Below are 15,636 nucleotides of genomic sequence, written 5' to 3'. Positions count from 1 at the left end.
ATGAGCCACTTCATTCAATTGCATCTGCTGACCGCCTATCCGCCGGCCAATCTCAACCGCGATGATCTGGGGCGGCCCAAGACCGCCATCATGGGCGGTGCCAAGCGACTTCGTGTCTCGTCGCAGAGCCTCAAGCGGACCTGGCGAACCTCGGCGCTGTTCGAGGACGCCGTGGGTCAGCATCGCGGAATGCGTACCAAACAGGTGGGCGTCCAGGCCGAAAAGCGCCTCCAGGAGAAGGGCGTAAAAGACAAAGATGCCCGAGCCTGGGCCACGGAGATTGCCAAGGTCTTCGGCGATGTAGCCAAGGGCGAGCTGGAAACCAGCCAGCTGGTCCACATCGGCCCCGAGGAGCAGGCAGCGGTCGATGCCCTGGTCGAGAAGCTGGCCCACGAGAATCGTGCGCCGGAGAAGGAAGACCTCGATCTGCTGCGCCACAAGCCCTCGGCCGTGGACATCGCGCTGTTCGGCCGCATGCTGGCGGCGTCGCCGGCCTTCAACGTTGAGGCCGCCTGCCAGGTCGCCCATGCCGTTACCGTGCATGCTGCGGAAGTCGAGGATGACTACTTCACGGCGGTGGATGACCTGAATACCGGCGACGAGCATCGCGGGGCGGCCCACGTCGGTGAAGCGGGTTTCGGTGCGGGTCTTTTCTATAGCTACGTGTGCATCGACCGCCAGCAGCTGATCGAGAACCTTAATGGCGACGAAGCGTTGGCCGACCGTGCCATCGCGGCGCTGGCCGAGGCGGCCGTGAAGACCTCGCCCAAGGGCAAGCAGAACAGCTTCGGTTCCCGGGCCCATGCGAGCTATGTGCTCGCCGAGAAGGGTGATCAGCAGCCGCGTTCGCTGGCACCGGCCTTCCTGCGCCCCGTGGCGGGGCAGGATCAGACGCTGGATGCCATCACCCGTCTGGAGCGCCAGGCCCGAGCCTTCGATGAGGCCTACGGCGCCGGCGCCGATCAGCGCTTCGTCGTGGCGGCCGACCCCGACTACCGGGAGCCGCAGCTTTCAGGCGGGGTGCTCAAGGGCAGCCTGTCGGAGCTGGTCGAGTTCCTCAACCGGGATCACTGAAGGAGTCGTCATGACGGAGTATCTGGTCTTTCGGCTCTATGCGCCGCTTGCCAGCTGGGGCGAGGCGGCGGTGGGGGAGTCGCGCCCCACCGCCACTTACCCCGGGCGCAGCGCCATCGTCGGCTTGCTGGGGGCGGCACTGGGCGTTCGCCGCGACGACGACGAGGGGCAGCGCCGGCTGCGCGATAGCGTCGGTATCGCCATCAAACAGCGCTCGCCGGGCAGCCTGCTGCGTGACTATCACACGGTGCAGGTGCCGGCGTCGCAGTCCAAGGTGACCTACCGCACTCGACGGGACGAATTGAGTGCCCCGAAGAGGATCATCAATACCATTCTTTCCAGCCGTGACTACCGCTGCGACGGTCTCTGGACCGTCGCCGTCTGGTTGACACCGCAGGCGGAACTGGCGCTCGAGACGCTGGAGCAGGCACTCAAGACGCCGCAGTTTCCGCTCTATCTGGGACGCAAGGCCTGTCCGCCGGGGGCGCCGCTCGCACCACGGTGCGTGGCGTTTTCTCGGCTGCGTGACGCGCTGGATGCTGAGTTTCCACTGCTGTGTGGCAGGAACGCCGAAGAAGAGCGCCGGGCATTGAGGCTGCCGGATAACGTGCTGTACGCCTGGGAGGGTGACGCGGCATGTCTTGATGGTGATGGCCGAGGCGTGGAGTCCAGCGAGACTTGGGACGTCCCGCTCAATCGCCGCCGCTGGCAGTTCGGACCGCGCACCGAATATCGCCGCATGGTCCGGGTAGAGGAGGAGCGCTGATGTACCTTTCTCGAGTGCGTGTCGATCTCAATGGCCTCTCTCGTGGAGCATTATTCGACATCATGGACGGCCGGGCCTATGCCGCCCACCAACTGCTCTGGCGGTTGTTTCCGGAGCATCAGGGGGAGAGGCCGTTTCTGTTCCGTCAGGAAATGGAGGAGCCCGAAGGCGAGGGAGCGCCGCGAGGGCTGCCGTTGTTCTATGTGCTCTCCGATCGAGAGCCGGTGCCGATTGCCGGTCTTCTGGAAGCGCAGTGCAAACCCTTTTCTCCGACGCTGGAGCCGGGGGAGCGGCTGGCCTTTCGCCTGCGCGCGAACCCCACGGTAGCGAAATCGGTGGCGGGCCAGCGTGGGCGTCGTGCCGATGTACTGATGGCGGCCAAGTACCCATTTGAGGCTGGTGGCGAGAGGAAAAGCCAGGCCTGTGGCGCCGCGATGGACGCGGCGGCCCGAGAGTGGCTGGTGGCTCGCGCCGAGTCATTCGGGTTTCGTCTGCCAGTCGACCCTGAGGTGGGGGCCTATCGGCAGCATGCGTTATCGAAGGACAAGGGGCGCCCCATTCGCTTTTCCAGCGTCGACTATGAGGGCCTGCTCGAGGTGACTGACCCCGGGCGGTTGATCGAAACCATGGCGCAAGGCGTCGGGCGTGCCAAGGCCTTCGGTTGTGGCCTGATGCTGCTGCGTCGTCCATAGCGCTACGTTGCGGCAGGGAGGCCATATGGGATTCATTCCGATCAAGCCGATTCCCGAGAAGGATCGCATGTCGATGATCTTCGTTGGCATGGGGCAGATCGATGTGCGCGACGGCGCCTTTGTCGTCATTGATGAGGTCAACGGAGAGCGGATGCATATCCCCGTTGGTTCGGTGGCCTGCCTGTTGCTTGAGCCCGGCACTCGCATCTCGCACGCCGCCGTCAAGCTGGCGTCGGTCGCCGGGACGCTGCTGATCTGGGTCGGCGATGCCGGCGTACGTCTCTACAGCGCTGGCCAGCCCGGTGGGGCACGCTCCGACAAGCTGCTGTATCAGGCGCAGTTGGCGCTGGATGATTCGCTGAGGTTGAAGGTCGTGCGCAAGATGTTCGAGCTGCGCTTCGGGGAGCCGCCACCCTCGCGGCGCAGCGTCGATCAGCTGCGAGGCATGGAGGGCGCCCGGGTTCGCAAGACCTATCAGCTGCTCGCCAAGCAGTACGGCGTGAAGTGGCAGGGGCGACGCTATGATCCGACGCAGTGGAGCGCGTCGGACGTGGCCAACCAGTGCCTGTCTGCCGCGACGGCGTGCCTGTATGGCATCACCGAGGCGGCGATTCTGGCGGCGGGGTATGCGCCGGCTATCGGTTTCCTGCATACCGGCAAGCCACAGAGCTTCGTCTACGATATCGCGGATATCGTGAAGTTCGAGACGGTGGTGCCCGCCGCCTTTCGGGTGGCTGCGCGCAATCCGGTCGCGCCTGAGCGTGAAGTGCGTATTGCCTGCCGCGATGCCTTCAAGCAGACGAAACTTTTGCAGCGACTGATCCCGATGATCGAGGAGGTGCTGGCGGCCGGCGACATCGAGCCACCGCCGCCTGCGCCCGAGGCCATGCCGCCGGCGATTCCCGAACCGGATTCCGTCGGCGACCAGGGACACCGGAGCAAGTGATATGGCGATGTTGGTCGTAGTGACCGAGGCGGTGCCACCGCGCCTACGTGGCCGGCTCGCCGTCTGGCTGCTGGAGATTCGCGCCGGTGTGTATGTGGGGGATGTCACCAAGCGTGTGCGTGAGATGATCTGGGAACAGATCAATGCACTGGCCGAGGATGGCAATGTCGCGATGGCCTGGGCCAGTAGCCATGAATCGGGCTTCGAATTCCAGACCTATGGCGCCAACCGGCGTGAACCGGTCGAGCATGATGGACTGCGGCTGGTGCGTTTTCTGCCGCCAGAGCCAACTGGCTGATTTTTCAGGATCTTTAACAATATAGTCTGATCAAAAAGTAAGCAAAATCGCTGGTGGAAATTCCGCTGGCGATTTTCCTCTTTATAAACAAGTGGCTACAATTAGTCCGGTCCCCGCAGGCGCGGGGATGATCCGTCCCAGAACGGCTCACAGGGCCGCTCTGGGGCCCGGTCCCCGCAGGCGCGGGGATGATCCGAAAAAGCTAACCTTGAGAAGTCCTTTAAAGAACCGGTCCCCGCAGGCGCGGGGATGATCCGCTGGCCAGCTGGTGGGGTGCCGGCCAGGTCTCCCGGTCCCCGCAGGCGCGGGGATGATCCGCCCGGTCCTCGCTCCCCAGCGCGCCGGGCTTCCCGGTCCCCGCAGGCGCGGGGATGATCCGTAGCCGCCTCGGGCACCTCGGGCTTTGGCGTCCCGGTCCCCGCAGGCGCGGGGATGATCCGTCACCGCGCGCAACAAGGGGCCGGCCGGCAATCCGGTCCCCGCAGGCGCGGGGATGATCCGGCGGCCAGCCGCTCGCGGTTATCGACCAGCAACCGGTCCCCGCAGGCGCGGGGATGATCCGGCACTTGTGCCTTGAGCTGGCAGGAGGAATCACCGGTCCCCGCAGGCGCGGGGATGATCCGCCGGAGGTGCCGCCGGCCACGCGCTTGCAGCCCCGGTCCCCGCAGGCGCGGGGATGATCCGATCGCGCCCAAGGTGGGCGTCACAGCGGACCACCGGTCCCCGCAGGCGCGGGGATGATCCGGACTCGCTACGCACGATGATGGGCCTGGTGTCCCGGTCCCCGCAGGCGCGGGGATGATCCGCAGGAGTGGAATGGCGAGGGCCTGCCGCCGGCCCGGTCCCCGCAGGCGCGGGGATGATCCGAAATCTGTGGTCGATAACCCAGGCGTCCGTCCCCGGTCCCCGCAGGCGCGGGGATGATCCGCACCCCATTCGGCAGGCGCTTCTTCATCGTCCCCGGTCCCCGCAGGCGCGGGGATGATCCGTTCTTCGCCGACTTCTACCTGATCTACGGCGCCGGTCCCCGCAGGCGCGGGGATGATCCGTTGTGGCCATGCTTGTGGCCATGCCCGTTCCACCGGTCCCCGCAGGCGCGGGGATGATCCGGCGGGGGGGACGGTCACGGCGGGGATCGCCGACCGGTCCCCGCAGGCGCGGGGATGATCCGTAATAGTCGATGACTATTGGGATTATTGTTTTCCGGTCCCCGCAGGCGCGGGGATGATCCGGCAAGAGGAAGAGCGACGTTGCCGATGCTCATCCGGTCCCCGCAGGCGCGGGGATGATCCGATGGCATCGACTACGGAATCAGCAACGCGGAGCCGGTCCCCGCAGGCGCGGGGATGATCCGGCGGATATCAGCACACCCTATGCCAGTTTCTGCCGGTCCCCGCAGGCGCGGGGATGATCCGTCTTCGCGGCCCCTGGGCGCGGACTTATTTGACCGGTCCCCGCAGGCGCGGGGATGATCCGTCCACGCGCTGTTGCTTGCCGCCGTGGCGATACCGGTCCCCGCAGGCGCGGGGATGATCCGCCGGCGGCGCCATGTCCGATCAAGTCGGAATTCCGGTCCCCGCAGGCGCGGGGATGATCCGCCCGAGCTGATCGACGCCATGATCGCGCTGGACCGGTCCCCGCAGGCGCGGGGATGATCCGCTGGCCGGGCTAATCAATCCACTGGCCGCGATCCGGTCCCCGCAGGCGCGGGGATGATCCGGTCTGCTGCGAGTAGTAGTTGTACGACTCACGCCGGTCCCCGCAGGCGCGGGGATGATCCGCCTGCCGAGTGAGTTTCCAACGCACCCAGAAGCCGGTCCCCGCAGGCGCGGGGATGATCCGAGATGAAGGCCAGGTTCGCCAGCAATAATCAACCGGTCCCCGCAGGCGCGGGGATGATCCGAGGAAACGAGCTATGGGACGACGTGGCCGCCTCCGGTCCCCGCAGGCGCGGGGATGATCCGCGAGGCGTTGGCGTACTCGACAATACTCTCCTCCGGTCCCCGCAGGCGCGGGGATGATCCGTCGACGCGCCCTCATCTCGGTGAACCATTCGGCCGGTCCCCGCAGGCGCGGGGATGATCCGGTGAAGGACTACAACGATTACACCGTGTTCACCCGGTCCCCGCAGGCGCGGGGATGATCCGGGGTCAGGCTCTTGTTCTTACGGGTAGCTGAGCCGGTCCCCGCAGGCGCGGGGATGATCCGCCGGCCGAGAAGGGCGGCGACACCAAGCCCGCCCGGTCCCCGCAGGCGCGGGGATGATCCAGCCCCGTGGTTGGGCTCTTCATGGGTGGTGATCCGGTCCCCGCAGGCGCGGGGATGATCCGCTGCGTCAGCTGGTCATGGAGCGGGATCGCTGCCGGTCCCCGCAGGCGCGGGGATGATCCGTGCGCCGGCCGTAGACCAGCTTCCCGTTCACACCGGTCCCCGCAGGCGCGGGGATGATCCGGTGGCGCTGTCCACCTCCTTCTGGGCCTCGAGCCGGTCCCCGCAGGCGCGGGGATGATCCGTGCTCCTTCGAGTTGTGCTCGTGGCCGATGAACCGGTCCCCGCAGGCGCGGGGATGATCCGTATCTCAGCGGCCCGAATTCCGACTTCATCGGCCGGTCCCCGCAGGCGCGGGGATGATCCGGGTCAGCCGGTGCGCCCGTGGCGCGTGGTCAACCGGTCCCCGCAGGCGCGGGGATGATCCGTTAACGGCGGGCTCCACGGGCTTGGTGATGTTCCGGTCCCCGCAGGCGCGGGGATGATCCGCGGTCGGCGTCGGGGCGCCCTGGCCCTGGTGGCCGGTCCCCGCAGGCGCGGGGATGATCCGACGCCGGGCTCATAACCCGGAGAAGTCGGTGCCCGGTCCCCGCAGGCGCGGGGATGATCCGGAGCTCGACACTAACCCCGTCGCCGGCGAGCGCCGGTCCCCGCAGGCGCGGGGATGATCCGTCGCCAGCGAGCTCAGATATAAGGAGACCGGCCCAGTCCCCGCAGGCGCGGGGATGATCCGTCCCGGGCCTCGATGGCCAGCCCCATCAGGTTCCGGTCCCCGCAGACGCGGGGATGAGCCGTTCCACAAGGATAACGGCATCGATGCGGTGCCCCGATCCCCGCAGACGCGGGGCGCTTGCCAGTCAGGCTAATGGCACGTGGCAATCTGCCCGTAGACGCCTTGAGGCTTCGAGCCTCCCTTACTCCACCAGCCCGTTCAACCGATCCGGGAAGTTGGTGAACATCCCGTCCACGCCCCAGTCGAGCAGGCGCTGCATCTGCTCGGGGTCGTTGATGGTGTAGGGGTGCACCAGCAGGCCGTTGTCGTGGGCCTGTTCCACAAAGCCGGCGTCGATCACGCCCTCGCCGTCGTAGACGACGTTGGGGCCGATGCCCATGGCGTAGTCGGCGATGGCCTGGAAGTCGGCGTCGTTGATCTCGGCGGGCGGCGGGGTCACCCCGGTCCATTCGGTCAGGCCGCTGCCGTCCTCGGCGGGGGAGTACCACACCAGCTGTACCAGCGGGATGTCGGCGTTCAGCGCGTGGACCTGCTCGAGGCTGTCCTGGCTGAACGACTGGATCACCACCGAGCCGGAGGCCACCAGCCCCTCGGCCTCGAGGGTCTCGACCAGGGCACGCTGCAGTTCCGGGTAGCGCTCCGGCGACTTGGTCTCGATGTAGTAGCGTACGTCGGTGCCGTAGCGGTCGATCACCTCGTCGAGGGTCAGCAGCTCGGCGCCGGCGTAGGCTTCCTCGGCGCGGTCGGTGTGGCTCTCGTTGAACCAGCTGCCGGCGTCCAGCGTCTTGAGCTCGGCCAGGCTGTGGTCCTTCACCGGGCCGCTGCCGTCGGTGGTGCGGTCCAGGGTGTCGTCGTGGATCACCATCAGCTCGCCGTCGGCGCTCATGTGCAGGTCCAGCTCGAGGTAGTCGGCGCCCATCCGGCGGGCCTGCTGGTAGGCCGGCCAGGTGTGCTCCGGGGCGTGGCCGCTGGCCCCGCGGTGGGCGATGATCTGGAAGTCCTGCAGGTCGTCGAGCTGCTGCTCGAGGGCGTCGGCCTGGGCCGCGAGCGGGGCGGCGAGGCCGAGGGCCAGGGCGGTGGCGAGGGGAAGGCGGATGGCGATCGTCATGGGAGTCCTTTTATTGAATGATCGTACAACAACGTAGCGCGCCTGGCCCGAGTGAGCAAACGGCCGTTCGACGTGCGGGCTGTCAACGCTGCCTCGACATGCTTCCATGGGAAGATGACCGCTTCGCGGCCGTGCCATCACCCTGCCATCAGCACGAGGAGACACCATGAGCGATTCGTCCCCCTATGAGCGGACCCAGGCCGCGCTGGATGCCCTGCACGCACAGGACCCGCGCCGGGTGGAGGTGGCGGGGGAAACGCTGCCGCTGGAGCTGTGGCACGCCGGACGCATGAGCGACTGGCTGAACGCGCTCGACGAGGCGCCGGACGAGCTGGTGCGCCTGGCGGTGCACAACCAGCACCTGCAGCGCTGGCAGGTGCCGCGGGGCGATTATCCCGAAGGCCGGGTGGGCTACCTGACCTGGCGCCGCGACCAGGGCAAGCGCGCCGGCGAGACGACCGCCCGGGCGATGCGCGAGGCCGGCTACGCGGAGGAGGACGCCGAGCGGGTGGCGGCGATGATCCGCAAGCAGGGCCTGGGGCGCGACGCGGGCACCCAGGCGGTGGAGGACTGCGCCTGCCTGGTGTTCCTGGAGAACTACTTCGCCGATTTCTCGAAGCAGGTCGATCACGACCACCTGATCCGCATCGTGCAGAAGACCTGGAAGAAGATGTCGCCCCGGGCCCACGAGCTGGCCCTGGGGCTGCCGATGAGCGACGAGGCGCGCCGGCTGGTGGAGGAAGCGCTGGCGGGCTGAGCGCCGGCCCGTCGTCACGGGCGCGCCGCCGCCGGATTGCCCGGCGGCGGTGCAGGGCTCAGGCCCGTTGGGGCTCCAGCACCTGGCGATGCAGCGACTGGCCGGCCGCGTCCTTCAGCGTCACGGTCAGTGTCTCGCTCTCGCCGTCCAGGTCGACCTGACCGAAGAACTGGTAGCCGTCGGAGGGTGGCAGGTTGGCTTGGCCTTCCGGCGGCGCCTTCTGGAACACCACCTCGGGGCCGAAGGTGGCGTCGAGTTCGCCGGGGCCATAGGTGCCGGCGTGCAGCGGGCCGCTGACGAACTCCCAGAACGGCGCGAAGTCCTGAAAGCTCGCGCGCTCGGGCGAGTAGTGATGCGCCGCCGTGTAGTGCACATCGGCGGTCAGCCACACCACGTTGTGGATCGCCTCGTCGCGGATCGCCTTGAGCAGCCGGGCGATCTCCTGCTCGCGGCCCAGCGGCTGGCCGGGCTCGTCGTTGGCCACGGCCTCGAAGCGATCGTCGTCGCGCACCACCAGGCCGATGGGCATGTCGGAGGCGACGATCTTCCAGGTGGCGGTGGAATCGCGCAGCGAATTCAGCAGCCAGCGCAGCTGCTCCGCGCCGAGCAGATCGGCGCCGCGCTCCTGACGGTTGCGGTCGTTGGCGCCGCGGAAGGTGCGCATGTCGAGCATGAACACTTCCAGGCCCGGGCCGTAGGCGAAGCGGCGGTAGATGCGCCCGGGCGCCTCGGGGCGCTGACGCAGCGGCATGTGCTCGAGGAAGGCCTGGCGGCCGCGGGCGGCCAGCAGCGAGGCGTTCTTCTCGGTGTAGCGGTCGTCTTCCAGCAGCTCGCCGGGATACCAGTTGTTGGTGGTCTCGTGGTCGTCCCACTGGGCCAGCATCGGCACCTCGGCGTTGAAGCGCCGCACGTTGGCGTCCAGCAGGTTGTAGGCGTGCTGGCCGCGGAATTCCTGCAGGGTCTCGGCCACCTTGAGCTTCTCCGGCGTCACCCGGTTGCGCCACAGGCTGCCGTCGGCGAGCTCGACGCTCTCCTGGAGCGGGCCGTCGGCGTAGACGGTGTCGCCGGAGTGGATGAAGAAGTCGGGGCGCTGGTCGAGCATGGTGGCGTAGGTGGTCATGCCGCCGCGCGACTCGTCGATGCCCCAGCCTTGGCCCACGGTGTCGCCGGACCACACGAAGCGCACGTCGCGTGGCGTCTGCGGCGGCAGGCGCAGCCGGCCGGTGACCGGTTCGCTGATCGCACGGTGGTCGCCCAGGGCGGCGAAGCGCACCCGGTAGTGCACCTCGTCCATGCCGCCGAGCCCGGTGGCGTCCAGCTTCGCGGTGAGGCCGCCGGTCGGCAGCGCTTCGGGGCCGTGAAGCTGGCGGGCGGCGCGGAACTCGGGGTTGTCGGCGATCTCGAGCAGCATCCGGGCCGGGCGGTCGACCCGCGACCACAGCATGGCGCGGTCGGCGAGCATGTCGCCGCTCATCACGCCGCCGTCGACGACCGGGCGCCGGGCTTCGGCCAGCACGATGCCGGGGGCGACCAGGCCGGTGCCCAGCGTGGCGCCGCCGGCCAGGCCGAGCTTGAGTACGCCGCGTCGCGTCATGCGCATGATCCGTCTCTCCTCAGGGGTGAATCCCCTAGGATGGCGGCGGTCGATGACGCTGGCTTGGCAGCCGTGTGACGTCGCGGTGACCTTGACCTGCGTCATGCCATCGTTGCCCTCGCTTGACAGATCGGCCCCTCCCTCCCCATATTTGCACTTGATAATCGTTATCATTAAATAGCCCTATCGGGAGGGTGACATGGCCTATCACATCCGGGCGGCGTCTCGCGGTACCAGCCCCAGCCCCAGCCTGCAGATCTGCGATGTCAGCGCCTGTTCCGTACGCATGGCCTGGCAGCCGTGCGTGGCGTCGGGCGAAGAAGAGGATGAGGCCGAGCTGGAGGCGCTGCGTCGCGATGAGGCCATCGCCGAGCATCTGCGCCGCTTCCTGCAGACCACCGAGCGCTATCTCAAGGGCGAGCTGGATGGCATGCCTCGCCTGGGCGCCTGGCGCCGAAGCTGAGCGAGCGGCCGAGCCGGCACTCAGGCGTCGCCGAGCGTCACCGTCAGCGTGTCCTCGCCCTCGCAGGGCTTGCCGTGGCGCAGCACCAGGCGCCGCTGGCGCAGGTTCATGACCACCGCGAACAGCGTCTCCATGCGTTCCTCGGCCGGCTGGTCGGGGTTGAAGTGGCGGCAGATCGAGAGCGGGGCGTTGTCGTGGTCGGCGAGCATCGCGAACAGCGCCTCGGCATCGACCGCCGCGCCTAGCGGCAGCCGTTCGCGCAGCAGCGCGTCGATGCGCGTGAGCCGGGTGTCGGAGTCCGGCCGCGGGAAGTCCTCCACCTGGCAGGTGGCGGTCTCGGCGTAGAGGTGGTTGGTATGGGTGACCGCGCCGCCGCGGGGCTCCAGCACGCCGGGCAGGCCGGGATGCACCTCGAAGCCGGCGGAGCGGCCGTCGCCGCTGGCGATCAGGAAGTGGGCCGGCGAGCAGACCCGGTCGTGGGTGACCACCCGGGTCGCCGCGTCGAACGACTCGGCCTCGAGGATCTTGCGCAGCGCCACGTGGATCGGCAGCCCCTCGCCCAGGGTCCGCGAGCGAATGGCGTTGAGGCACACGCCCACCCCGTTCTCGTTCAGGCCGATCTTGGCCACCATGCCCGCCTCGCCGACGCTGACCAGCGCCGGGGCGCCCGTCGGGCGCAGCTCCATCGCCACCACGTTGTGCAGCTGGTCGCTGCGCCAGTCCCAGTTCTGGGCCAGCCACTGGGTGCCGTCTCGGTTGATCGAGAGCGCGGTGCAGCCGCCGCTGGCCTGGGTCAGCGAGATCTCGCTGCGGCAGTTGAGGGTGAGGATGTCCTCGAGATCGAGCCCGGCGCCGCGGGCGATGCCGGCCATCTCGTCGAGCATCTCGGGGAAGCCGCGTTCGATCATCGGCACGAAGCGCTCGGCGACGCGGCGGGCCTCGGCCCAGCGCAGGCCGACGAAGTCGTGGAACAGCCGATCGTAGACCTCGATGCTCGAGGTGATCAGGGCGGCGTGGGTGCGGCCGTGGGCCTCGCCGATCTCGGCGCGGGAACCGGAAAAGACGCTGAGCATGCTGGCCTCCAGAGCAAGAGAGGGAGTGCGCTCAGCCTAGCAGGGACGAGAGGGGCGCCGGGCGGAAGCCGCCCGGCGCCCCGTTTCATGCTGGGCAGTGGGGTGGCATCAGCTCTTGCGCGGGGCGTTGTAGACGCTTTCGTCCAGCTCGCCTTCGCTCTTGCCGACCAGGGTGGTGACCATCAGGTCGCCGGCCACGTTGACGCTGGTGCGCGCCATGTCGAGCAGGCGGTCGATGCCGGCGATCACCGCGATGGCCTCCAGCGGCAGGCCGATCTGGGCCATGACGATGGACAGCATCACCAGACCGGCGCCGGGCACGCCGGCGGTGCCGATCGAGGCCAGGGTGCCGGTGACGATGATCATGCCGTAGTCGGCCAGGCTCAGGTCGAAACCGATCAGCTGGGCGATGAACACCGCGACCACGCCCTGATAGATGGCGGTGCCGTCCATGTTGATGGTGGCGCCCACCGGCAGCACGAAGCCGGACACGCCCTCGGAGACGCCGAGGTTGTTGCGCGCGCAGCGCAGCGATACCGGCAGGGTGCCGGACGACGAGGCCGAGGAGTAGGCCACCACCAGGGCGTCGAGGATGCCCTGCAGGTAGCGCAGCGGATTCAGCCGGCCGATCAGCGCCAGCAGGCCGGAGTAGACCAGCAGCACGTGCAGGGCGCTGGCCAGGTAGGCCACGCCGATCACCTTGGCCAGCGGCAGCAGCACCTCGAGGCCGTAGCTGCCGGCCACATGGGCGATCAGGCCGAACACGCCGATCGGCGCGAAGGCCATGACGATGTTGGTCAGCTTGACCATGGCCTCGGCGAAGCCTTCGAACACGCGCACCACCGGCTCGCCCTTGTCGCCGATCAGGGTCAGCGAGATGCCGAGCCCGATGGCGAAGACGATGATCTGCAGGATGTTGCCGCTGGCCAGGGCATCGATCGGGTTCTGCGGCACCAGGCCGACCAGGATCTCGCGCAGGCTGGGCGCCTCCTTGGCCTCGACGCCGCCGTCGAAGCTCATCTCCAGGCCGGTGCCGGGCTGGAACAGCCAGGAGGCGAACAGGCCGATGGCGATGGCGAAGGCCGTGGTCAGCAGGTAGAGAGCGATGGTGCGCGCGCCGATGCGGCCCATCTTCTGCGGGTCGCGCATGGCGGTGATGCCGACCACCAGGGTCGAGAACACCAGCGGCACGATCAGCATCTTGATGGCGTTGATGAAGATATCGCCGAGCGGCTTGAAGAGGCTGGCATCGTCGCCGAGCAGGGCGCCGGTCAGGACGCCGAGCGCCAGGCCGGCGAGGATCTTCTGCCACAGCGGGATGCGCCGCCAGAGGCCGCCGCCGGTGGTCGTCGTGGAATCGGTCAAGGGAATGGCTCCTTTCTGTTTTATCGGCTTTTAGTAGCGGGAAATCATGCCGGAGCGCGATTCTACAGAAAGGAGTATTTAAAAACTTACGTAAGTGCGGCAGTGATTCACTGCTGTGGCAGCACCTCGTCCAGCAGTGCCATGAAGGCCGACCATGAGCGCTCGTCGGCGCGCTGCCGATAGCGGTCGGTATCGAGGACGGTGAAGGCGTGGGGCGCGCCCGCGTAGATGCCGATCTCGTAGTCGACGCCCGCGCCTTCCAGCTGACGGGCCAGCGATGTCACGTCTTCCAGCGGGATGGCCTCGTCGCCGCCGCCGTGGGCGATCAGGATCGGCGGGGTGTCCGGCCCATAGCCCTGGCCCTCGGGGGTCGCCAGGCCGCCGTGGAAGGTGGCGTAGCCGTGCACGTCCTCGGCCGCGCCGCTGCGCGCGAGCTCCAGCGCCACGGCGCCGCCGAAGCAGTAGCCCATCACCACGGTCGGCGTTGCCGCGCCCTGGGCGCGGGCCTCGGCCAGCCCGGCCAGGGTCAGCTCGCGCATGCGCTCGCGGTCCTGGTAGAGCTTCGCCGTCTCGGCCTTCTTGGCGTCGGTTTCCACCGGGCGGTTGCCCTGGCCGTAGAGGTCGAGGGCGAAGGCGTCATAGCCCTGTTCGGCAAGCATCTCGGCGCGCCGGCGCTCGTAGTCGGTCAGGCCGTCCCAGTCATGGACGATCAACACCGTGCCGCGGGGTTCGTCGTCGGCCGGGGCGAAGTAGCCGGTGAAGGCTTCGTCGTTCACGCGATAGTCGATTTCCCGGCCGTCGGCCTGGGCGGTGCTGGCCAGCGCGGCCAGGGTCAGAAACGTCAGCGGTCGCATCGTGGGGCTCGGCGATGGAGGAATGGATCCTCAGTATAGGCGGCCAGCGTTGAAGCGCTCGTTCGATCGCTGAAACGCGGGAAGGGAGGCTTGCCAATCAAGATGTTGCAGGCGGCTTGGCGGTTTCCAGCGTTGGCAGCCACGGGTTGTGTTTTAGGCGGAGGCCTTCCAGATTGAGGGGGTGTGATTCGCGCAGCGGATGATTCGAGCAACCAGAGCGAGACCAACAATCATGAAGAAACGCGTTCTAGCATCGGCGGTGGCCGCGACCACCCTGGCCCTCTCCGGCATGGCCCAGGCCGAGGTCAAGATCGGCTTCCTCGGCGGCTTCACCGGCGGCATCGAGAGCCTGACGCCGCCGATCTTCGATGGCGCCAATCTGGCGGTACAGCAGATCAACGAGCAGGGTGGTCTGCTGGATGGCCAGGACATTGTCATGCCGACCGGCGATACCACCTGCTCCGACGCCTCGGCGGCCTCCAACGCGGCCGACCGCATGGTCAACACCGAGCAGGTCACCGCCATCGTCGGCGCCCTGTGCACCGGCGCCACCGTGGCCGCGGCCAACAATGCCGCCATCCCGGGCGGCGTGACCATGGTTTCCCCGGCGTCCACCGCGCCGGCGGTCACCGAGCTGGATGACAACGACCTGGTCTTCCGCACCGTGCCCTCCGACGCCTTCCAGGGCGAGATGCTGGCCAAGCTGCTGCTCGACAAGGGCATCCAGGAAGTCGCGGTCACCTACGTCAACAATGACTACGGCCGCGGCCTGGCCGATGCCTTCGTGGCCGCCTACGAGAACGGTGGCGGCATGGTGCTGGAGAACCTCGCCCACGAGGATAACCGCGCCGACTACCGCTCCGAGCTCGGCTCGCTGGCCGCCACCGGTGCCCAGACACTGGTGGTGCTGGCCTACGCCGATACCTCCGGCCAGACCGTGGTCCGCCAGGCCTACGAGAGCGGCATGTTCACCCAGTACGTGGGCGGTGACGGCATGGTCGGCGACAGCCTGGTCGAGGCCATCGGCGCCGACGTGCTCAACGGCATGATCGCCACTCGTCCGGGCAGCCCGGAGCTGCCGGGCACGGCCATGTTCAACCAGCAGGCCAACGCGGCCGGCATCGATCCCAGTGCGGTGTTTGCCGCCCAGGCCTACGACGCCGCCTTCCTGCTGGGTCTGGCCATCGAGGAAAATGGCAGTGCCGACCGCGAGGGTCTGAACGAGGCGCTGCGCAGCGTCGCCAGCGCCCCGGGCGAGGTGATCCTGCCCGGTGAATGGGAGAAGGCCAAAGAGCTGATCGCTGCCGGCACCGAGATCAACTATGAAGGCGCCTCCGGCACCCACGAGTTCGATGCCAACGGCGACGTGCCGGGCGTCGTGCAGGAGATGCTGGTCGAGGACGGCACCTTCACCATCCAGGGCTACGTCGACGCCGAGGAATAAGCGCGACCGTACCGTTCCAACGAACGCCCCGCCCTCGTCTTCAGAGGGCGGGGCGTTTTTGGCTGCGGCCGCTTCGCCACGACACGGGGCGAGGTACGATCCGTTCGGGAGGTCGGATCAGAAAGTCCTTGCACTACCCCGGTGATAGCCCGTAGGATACGCATCCGCTGCCGGCGACGGGCAACGTTGCAGGCGGTAATG

13 protein-coding genes and 1 CRISPR repeat array are annotated in these 15,636 nt (G+C 68.0%); of the genes, 8 read left to right on the top strand and 5 right to left on the bottom strand.

The genetic code is table 11. The annotated features are described in order from the left end of the window. The 5 genes from cas7e to cas2e are packed head-to-tail and all read left to right on the top strand — an operon-like array spanning position 1 to position 3,776. On the top strand, positions 1–1,074 hold the full coding sequence (gene cas7e, locus C9J49_RS16395; RefSeq protein WP_107182491.1) for a type I-E CRISPR-associated protein Cas7/Cse4/CasC: 1,074 nt from the start codon (positions 1–3) through the stop codon (positions 1,072–1,074). A gap of 10 nt (positions 1,075–1,084) precedes the next feature. Continuing rightward, positions 1,085–1,840, top strand: coding sequence for a type I-E CRISPR-associated protein Cas5/CasD (gene cas5e / locus C9J49_RS16390; RefSeq protein ID WP_107182490.1), 756 nt, complete (start codon positions 1,085–1,087; stop codon positions 1,838–1,840). Next, entirely contained in the window at positions 1,840–2,532 is a 693-nt protein-coding gene (gene cas6e, locus C9J49_RS16385) for a type I-E CRISPR-associated protein Cas6/Cse3/CasE (protein WP_107182489.1), read from the top strand. The genes cas5e and cas6e overlap by 1 nt, the downstream gene beginning before the upstream one ends. A gap of 25 nt (positions 2,533–2,557) precedes the next feature. Further along, positions 2,558–3,478: a type I-E CRISPR-associated endonuclease Cas1e gene (cas1e, locus tag C9J49_RS16380; RefSeq protein ID WP_107182488.1), complete on the top strand. Its 921-nt coding sequence runs from the start codon at positions 2,558–2,560 to the stop codon at positions 3,476–3,478. Position 3,479: 1 nt separating this feature from the next. After that, positions 3,480–3,776 (top strand): type I-E CRISPR-associated endoribonuclease Cas2e, encoded by a 297-nt coding sequence (cas2e, locus tag C9J49_RS16375; protein ID WP_107182487.1) that lies wholly within the window; start codon positions 3,480–3,482, stop codon positions 3,774–3,776. A gap of 106 nt (positions 3,777–3,882) precedes the next feature. Continuing rightward, positions 3,883–6,899: a CRISPR direct-repeat array (repeat unit 29 nt; unit sequence CCGGTCCCCGCAGGCGCGGGGATGATCCG). A gap of 59 nt (positions 6,900–6,958) precedes the next feature. Here the strand turns inward: cas2e and C9J49_RS16370 are convergent. Continuing rightward, on the bottom strand, positions 6,959–7,885 hold the full coding sequence (locus C9J49_RS16370; RefSeq protein ID WP_107182486.1) for a glycerophosphodiester phosphodiesterase: 927 nt from the start codon (positions 7,883–7,885) through the stop codon (positions 6,959–6,961). Positions 7,886–8,051: 166 nt separating this feature from the next. On the opposite strand from C9J49_RS16370, the gene C9J49_RS16365 reads away from it, so the two are divergent. After that, positions 8,052–8,642: a DUF4202 domain-containing protein gene (locus C9J49_RS16365; RefSeq protein ID WP_107182485.1), complete on the top strand. Its 591-nt coding sequence runs from the start codon at positions 8,052–8,054 to the stop codon at positions 8,640–8,642. Positions 8,643–8,700: 58 nt separating this feature from the next. Here the strand turns inward: C9J49_RS16365 and C9J49_RS16360 are convergent, their stop codons facing one another. Continuing rightward, entirely contained in the window at positions 8,701–10,242 is a 1,542-nt protein-coding gene (locus C9J49_RS16360) for an alkaline phosphatase (protein WP_107182484.1), read from the bottom strand. Between the two features lie 193 nt (positions 10,243–10,435). Between C9J49_RS16360 and C9J49_RS16355 the strand changes: the two genes are divergently transcribed. Continuing rightward, positions 10,436–10,699 carry a hypothetical protein gene (locus tag C9J49_RS16355; RefSeq protein WP_107182483.1) on the top strand — a complete coding sequence of 88 codons (264 nt, stop codon included), beginning with the start codon at positions 10,436–10,438 and terminating at the stop codon, positions 10,697–10,699. A gap of 20 nt (positions 10,700–10,719) precedes the next feature. Here C9J49_RS16355 and C9J49_RS16350 read toward each other — a convergent pair whose 3' ends face one another. From C9J49_RS16350 to C9J49_RS16340, 3 genes are all read right to left on the bottom strand, one after another. Beyond that, complete coding sequence (locus tag C9J49_RS16350) at positions 10,720–11,772, bottom strand: C45 family peptidase (protein ID WP_107182482.1); 1,053 nt, start codon at positions 11,770–11,772, stop codon at positions 10,720–10,722. Positions 11,773–11,880: 108 nt separating this feature from the next. Continuing rightward, positions 11,881–13,137 carry a dicarboxylate/amino acid:cation symporter gene (locus C9J49_RS16345; protein ID WP_035595784.1) on the bottom strand — a complete coding sequence of 419 codons (1,257 nt, stop codon included), beginning with the start codon at positions 13,135–13,137 and terminating at the stop codon, positions 11,881–11,883. Positions 13,138–13,244: 107 nt separating this feature from the next. Next, positions 13,245–13,991, bottom strand: a complete 747-nt coding sequence (locus C9J49_RS16340; RefSeq protein ID WP_107182481.1) for a dienelactone hydrolase family protein — start codon at positions 13,989–13,991, stop codon at positions 13,245–13,247. A 229-nt stretch (positions 13,992–14,220) separates the two neighbouring features. On the opposite strand from C9J49_RS16340, the gene C9J49_RS16335 reads away from it, so the two are divergent. Next, entirely contained in the window at positions 14,221–15,435 is a 1,215-nt protein-coding gene (locus tag C9J49_RS16335; RefSeq protein ID WP_046077947.1) for an ABC transporter substrate-binding protein, read from the top strand. The last annotated feature ends 201 nt before the right edge of the window (positions 15,436–15,636 follow it).

Source organism: Halomonas sp. SL1, from assembly GCF_003030865.2.
In the GTDB taxonomy this organism is placed as follows: Bacteria; Pseudomonadota; Gammaproteobacteria; order Pseudomonadales; family Halomonadaceae; genus Halomonas; species Halomonas halophila.
Note: the sequence above shows the minus strand (reverse complement) of the source record. Positions and strands in the feature narration are given on the sequence as shown.

Coding starts and splice junctions, on each gene's coding strand:
- C9J49_RS16340 (WP_107182481.1), bottom strand. CDS start 13,991: ATGCGACCGCTGACGTTTCTGACCCTGGCCGCGCTGGCCAGCACCGCC.
- cas2e (WP_107182487.1), top strand. CDS start 3,480: ATGGCGATGTTGGTCGTAGTGACCGAGGCGGTGCCACCGCGCCTACGT.
- cas7e (WP_107182491.1), top strand. CDS start 1: ATGAGCCACTTCATTCAATTGCATCTGCTGACCGCCTATCCGCCGGCC.
- C9J49_RS16355 (WP_107182483.1), top strand. CDS start 10,436: ATGGCCTATCACATCCGGGCGGCGTCTCGCGGTACCAGCCCCAGCCCC.
- cas1e (WP_107182488.1), top strand. CDS start 2,558: ATGGGATTCATTCCGATCAAGCCGATTCCCGAGAAGGATCGCATGTCG.
- C9J49_RS16360 (WP_107182484.1), bottom strand. CDS start 10,242: ATGCGCATGACGCGACGCGGCGTACTCAAGCTCGGCCTGGCCGGCGGC.
- cas6e (WP_107182489.1), top strand. CDS start 1,840: ATGTACCTTTCTCGAGTGCGTGTCGATCTCAATGGCCTCTCTCGTGGA.
- C9J49_RS16370 (WP_107182486.1), bottom strand. CDS start 7,885: ATGACGATCGCCATCCGCCTTCCCCTCGCCACCGCCCTGGCCCTCGGC.
- C9J49_RS16365 (WP_107182485.1), top strand. CDS start 8,052: ATGAGCGATTCGTCCCCCTATGAGCGGACCCAGGCCGCGCTGGATGCC.
- C9J49_RS16350 (WP_107182482.1), bottom strand. CDS start 11,772: ATGCTCAGCGTCTTTTCCGGTTCCCGCGCCGAGATCGGCGAGGCCCAC.
- cas5e (WP_107182490.1), top strand. CDS start 1,085: ATGACGGAGTATCTGGTCTTTCGGCTCTATGCGCCGCTTGCCAGCTGG.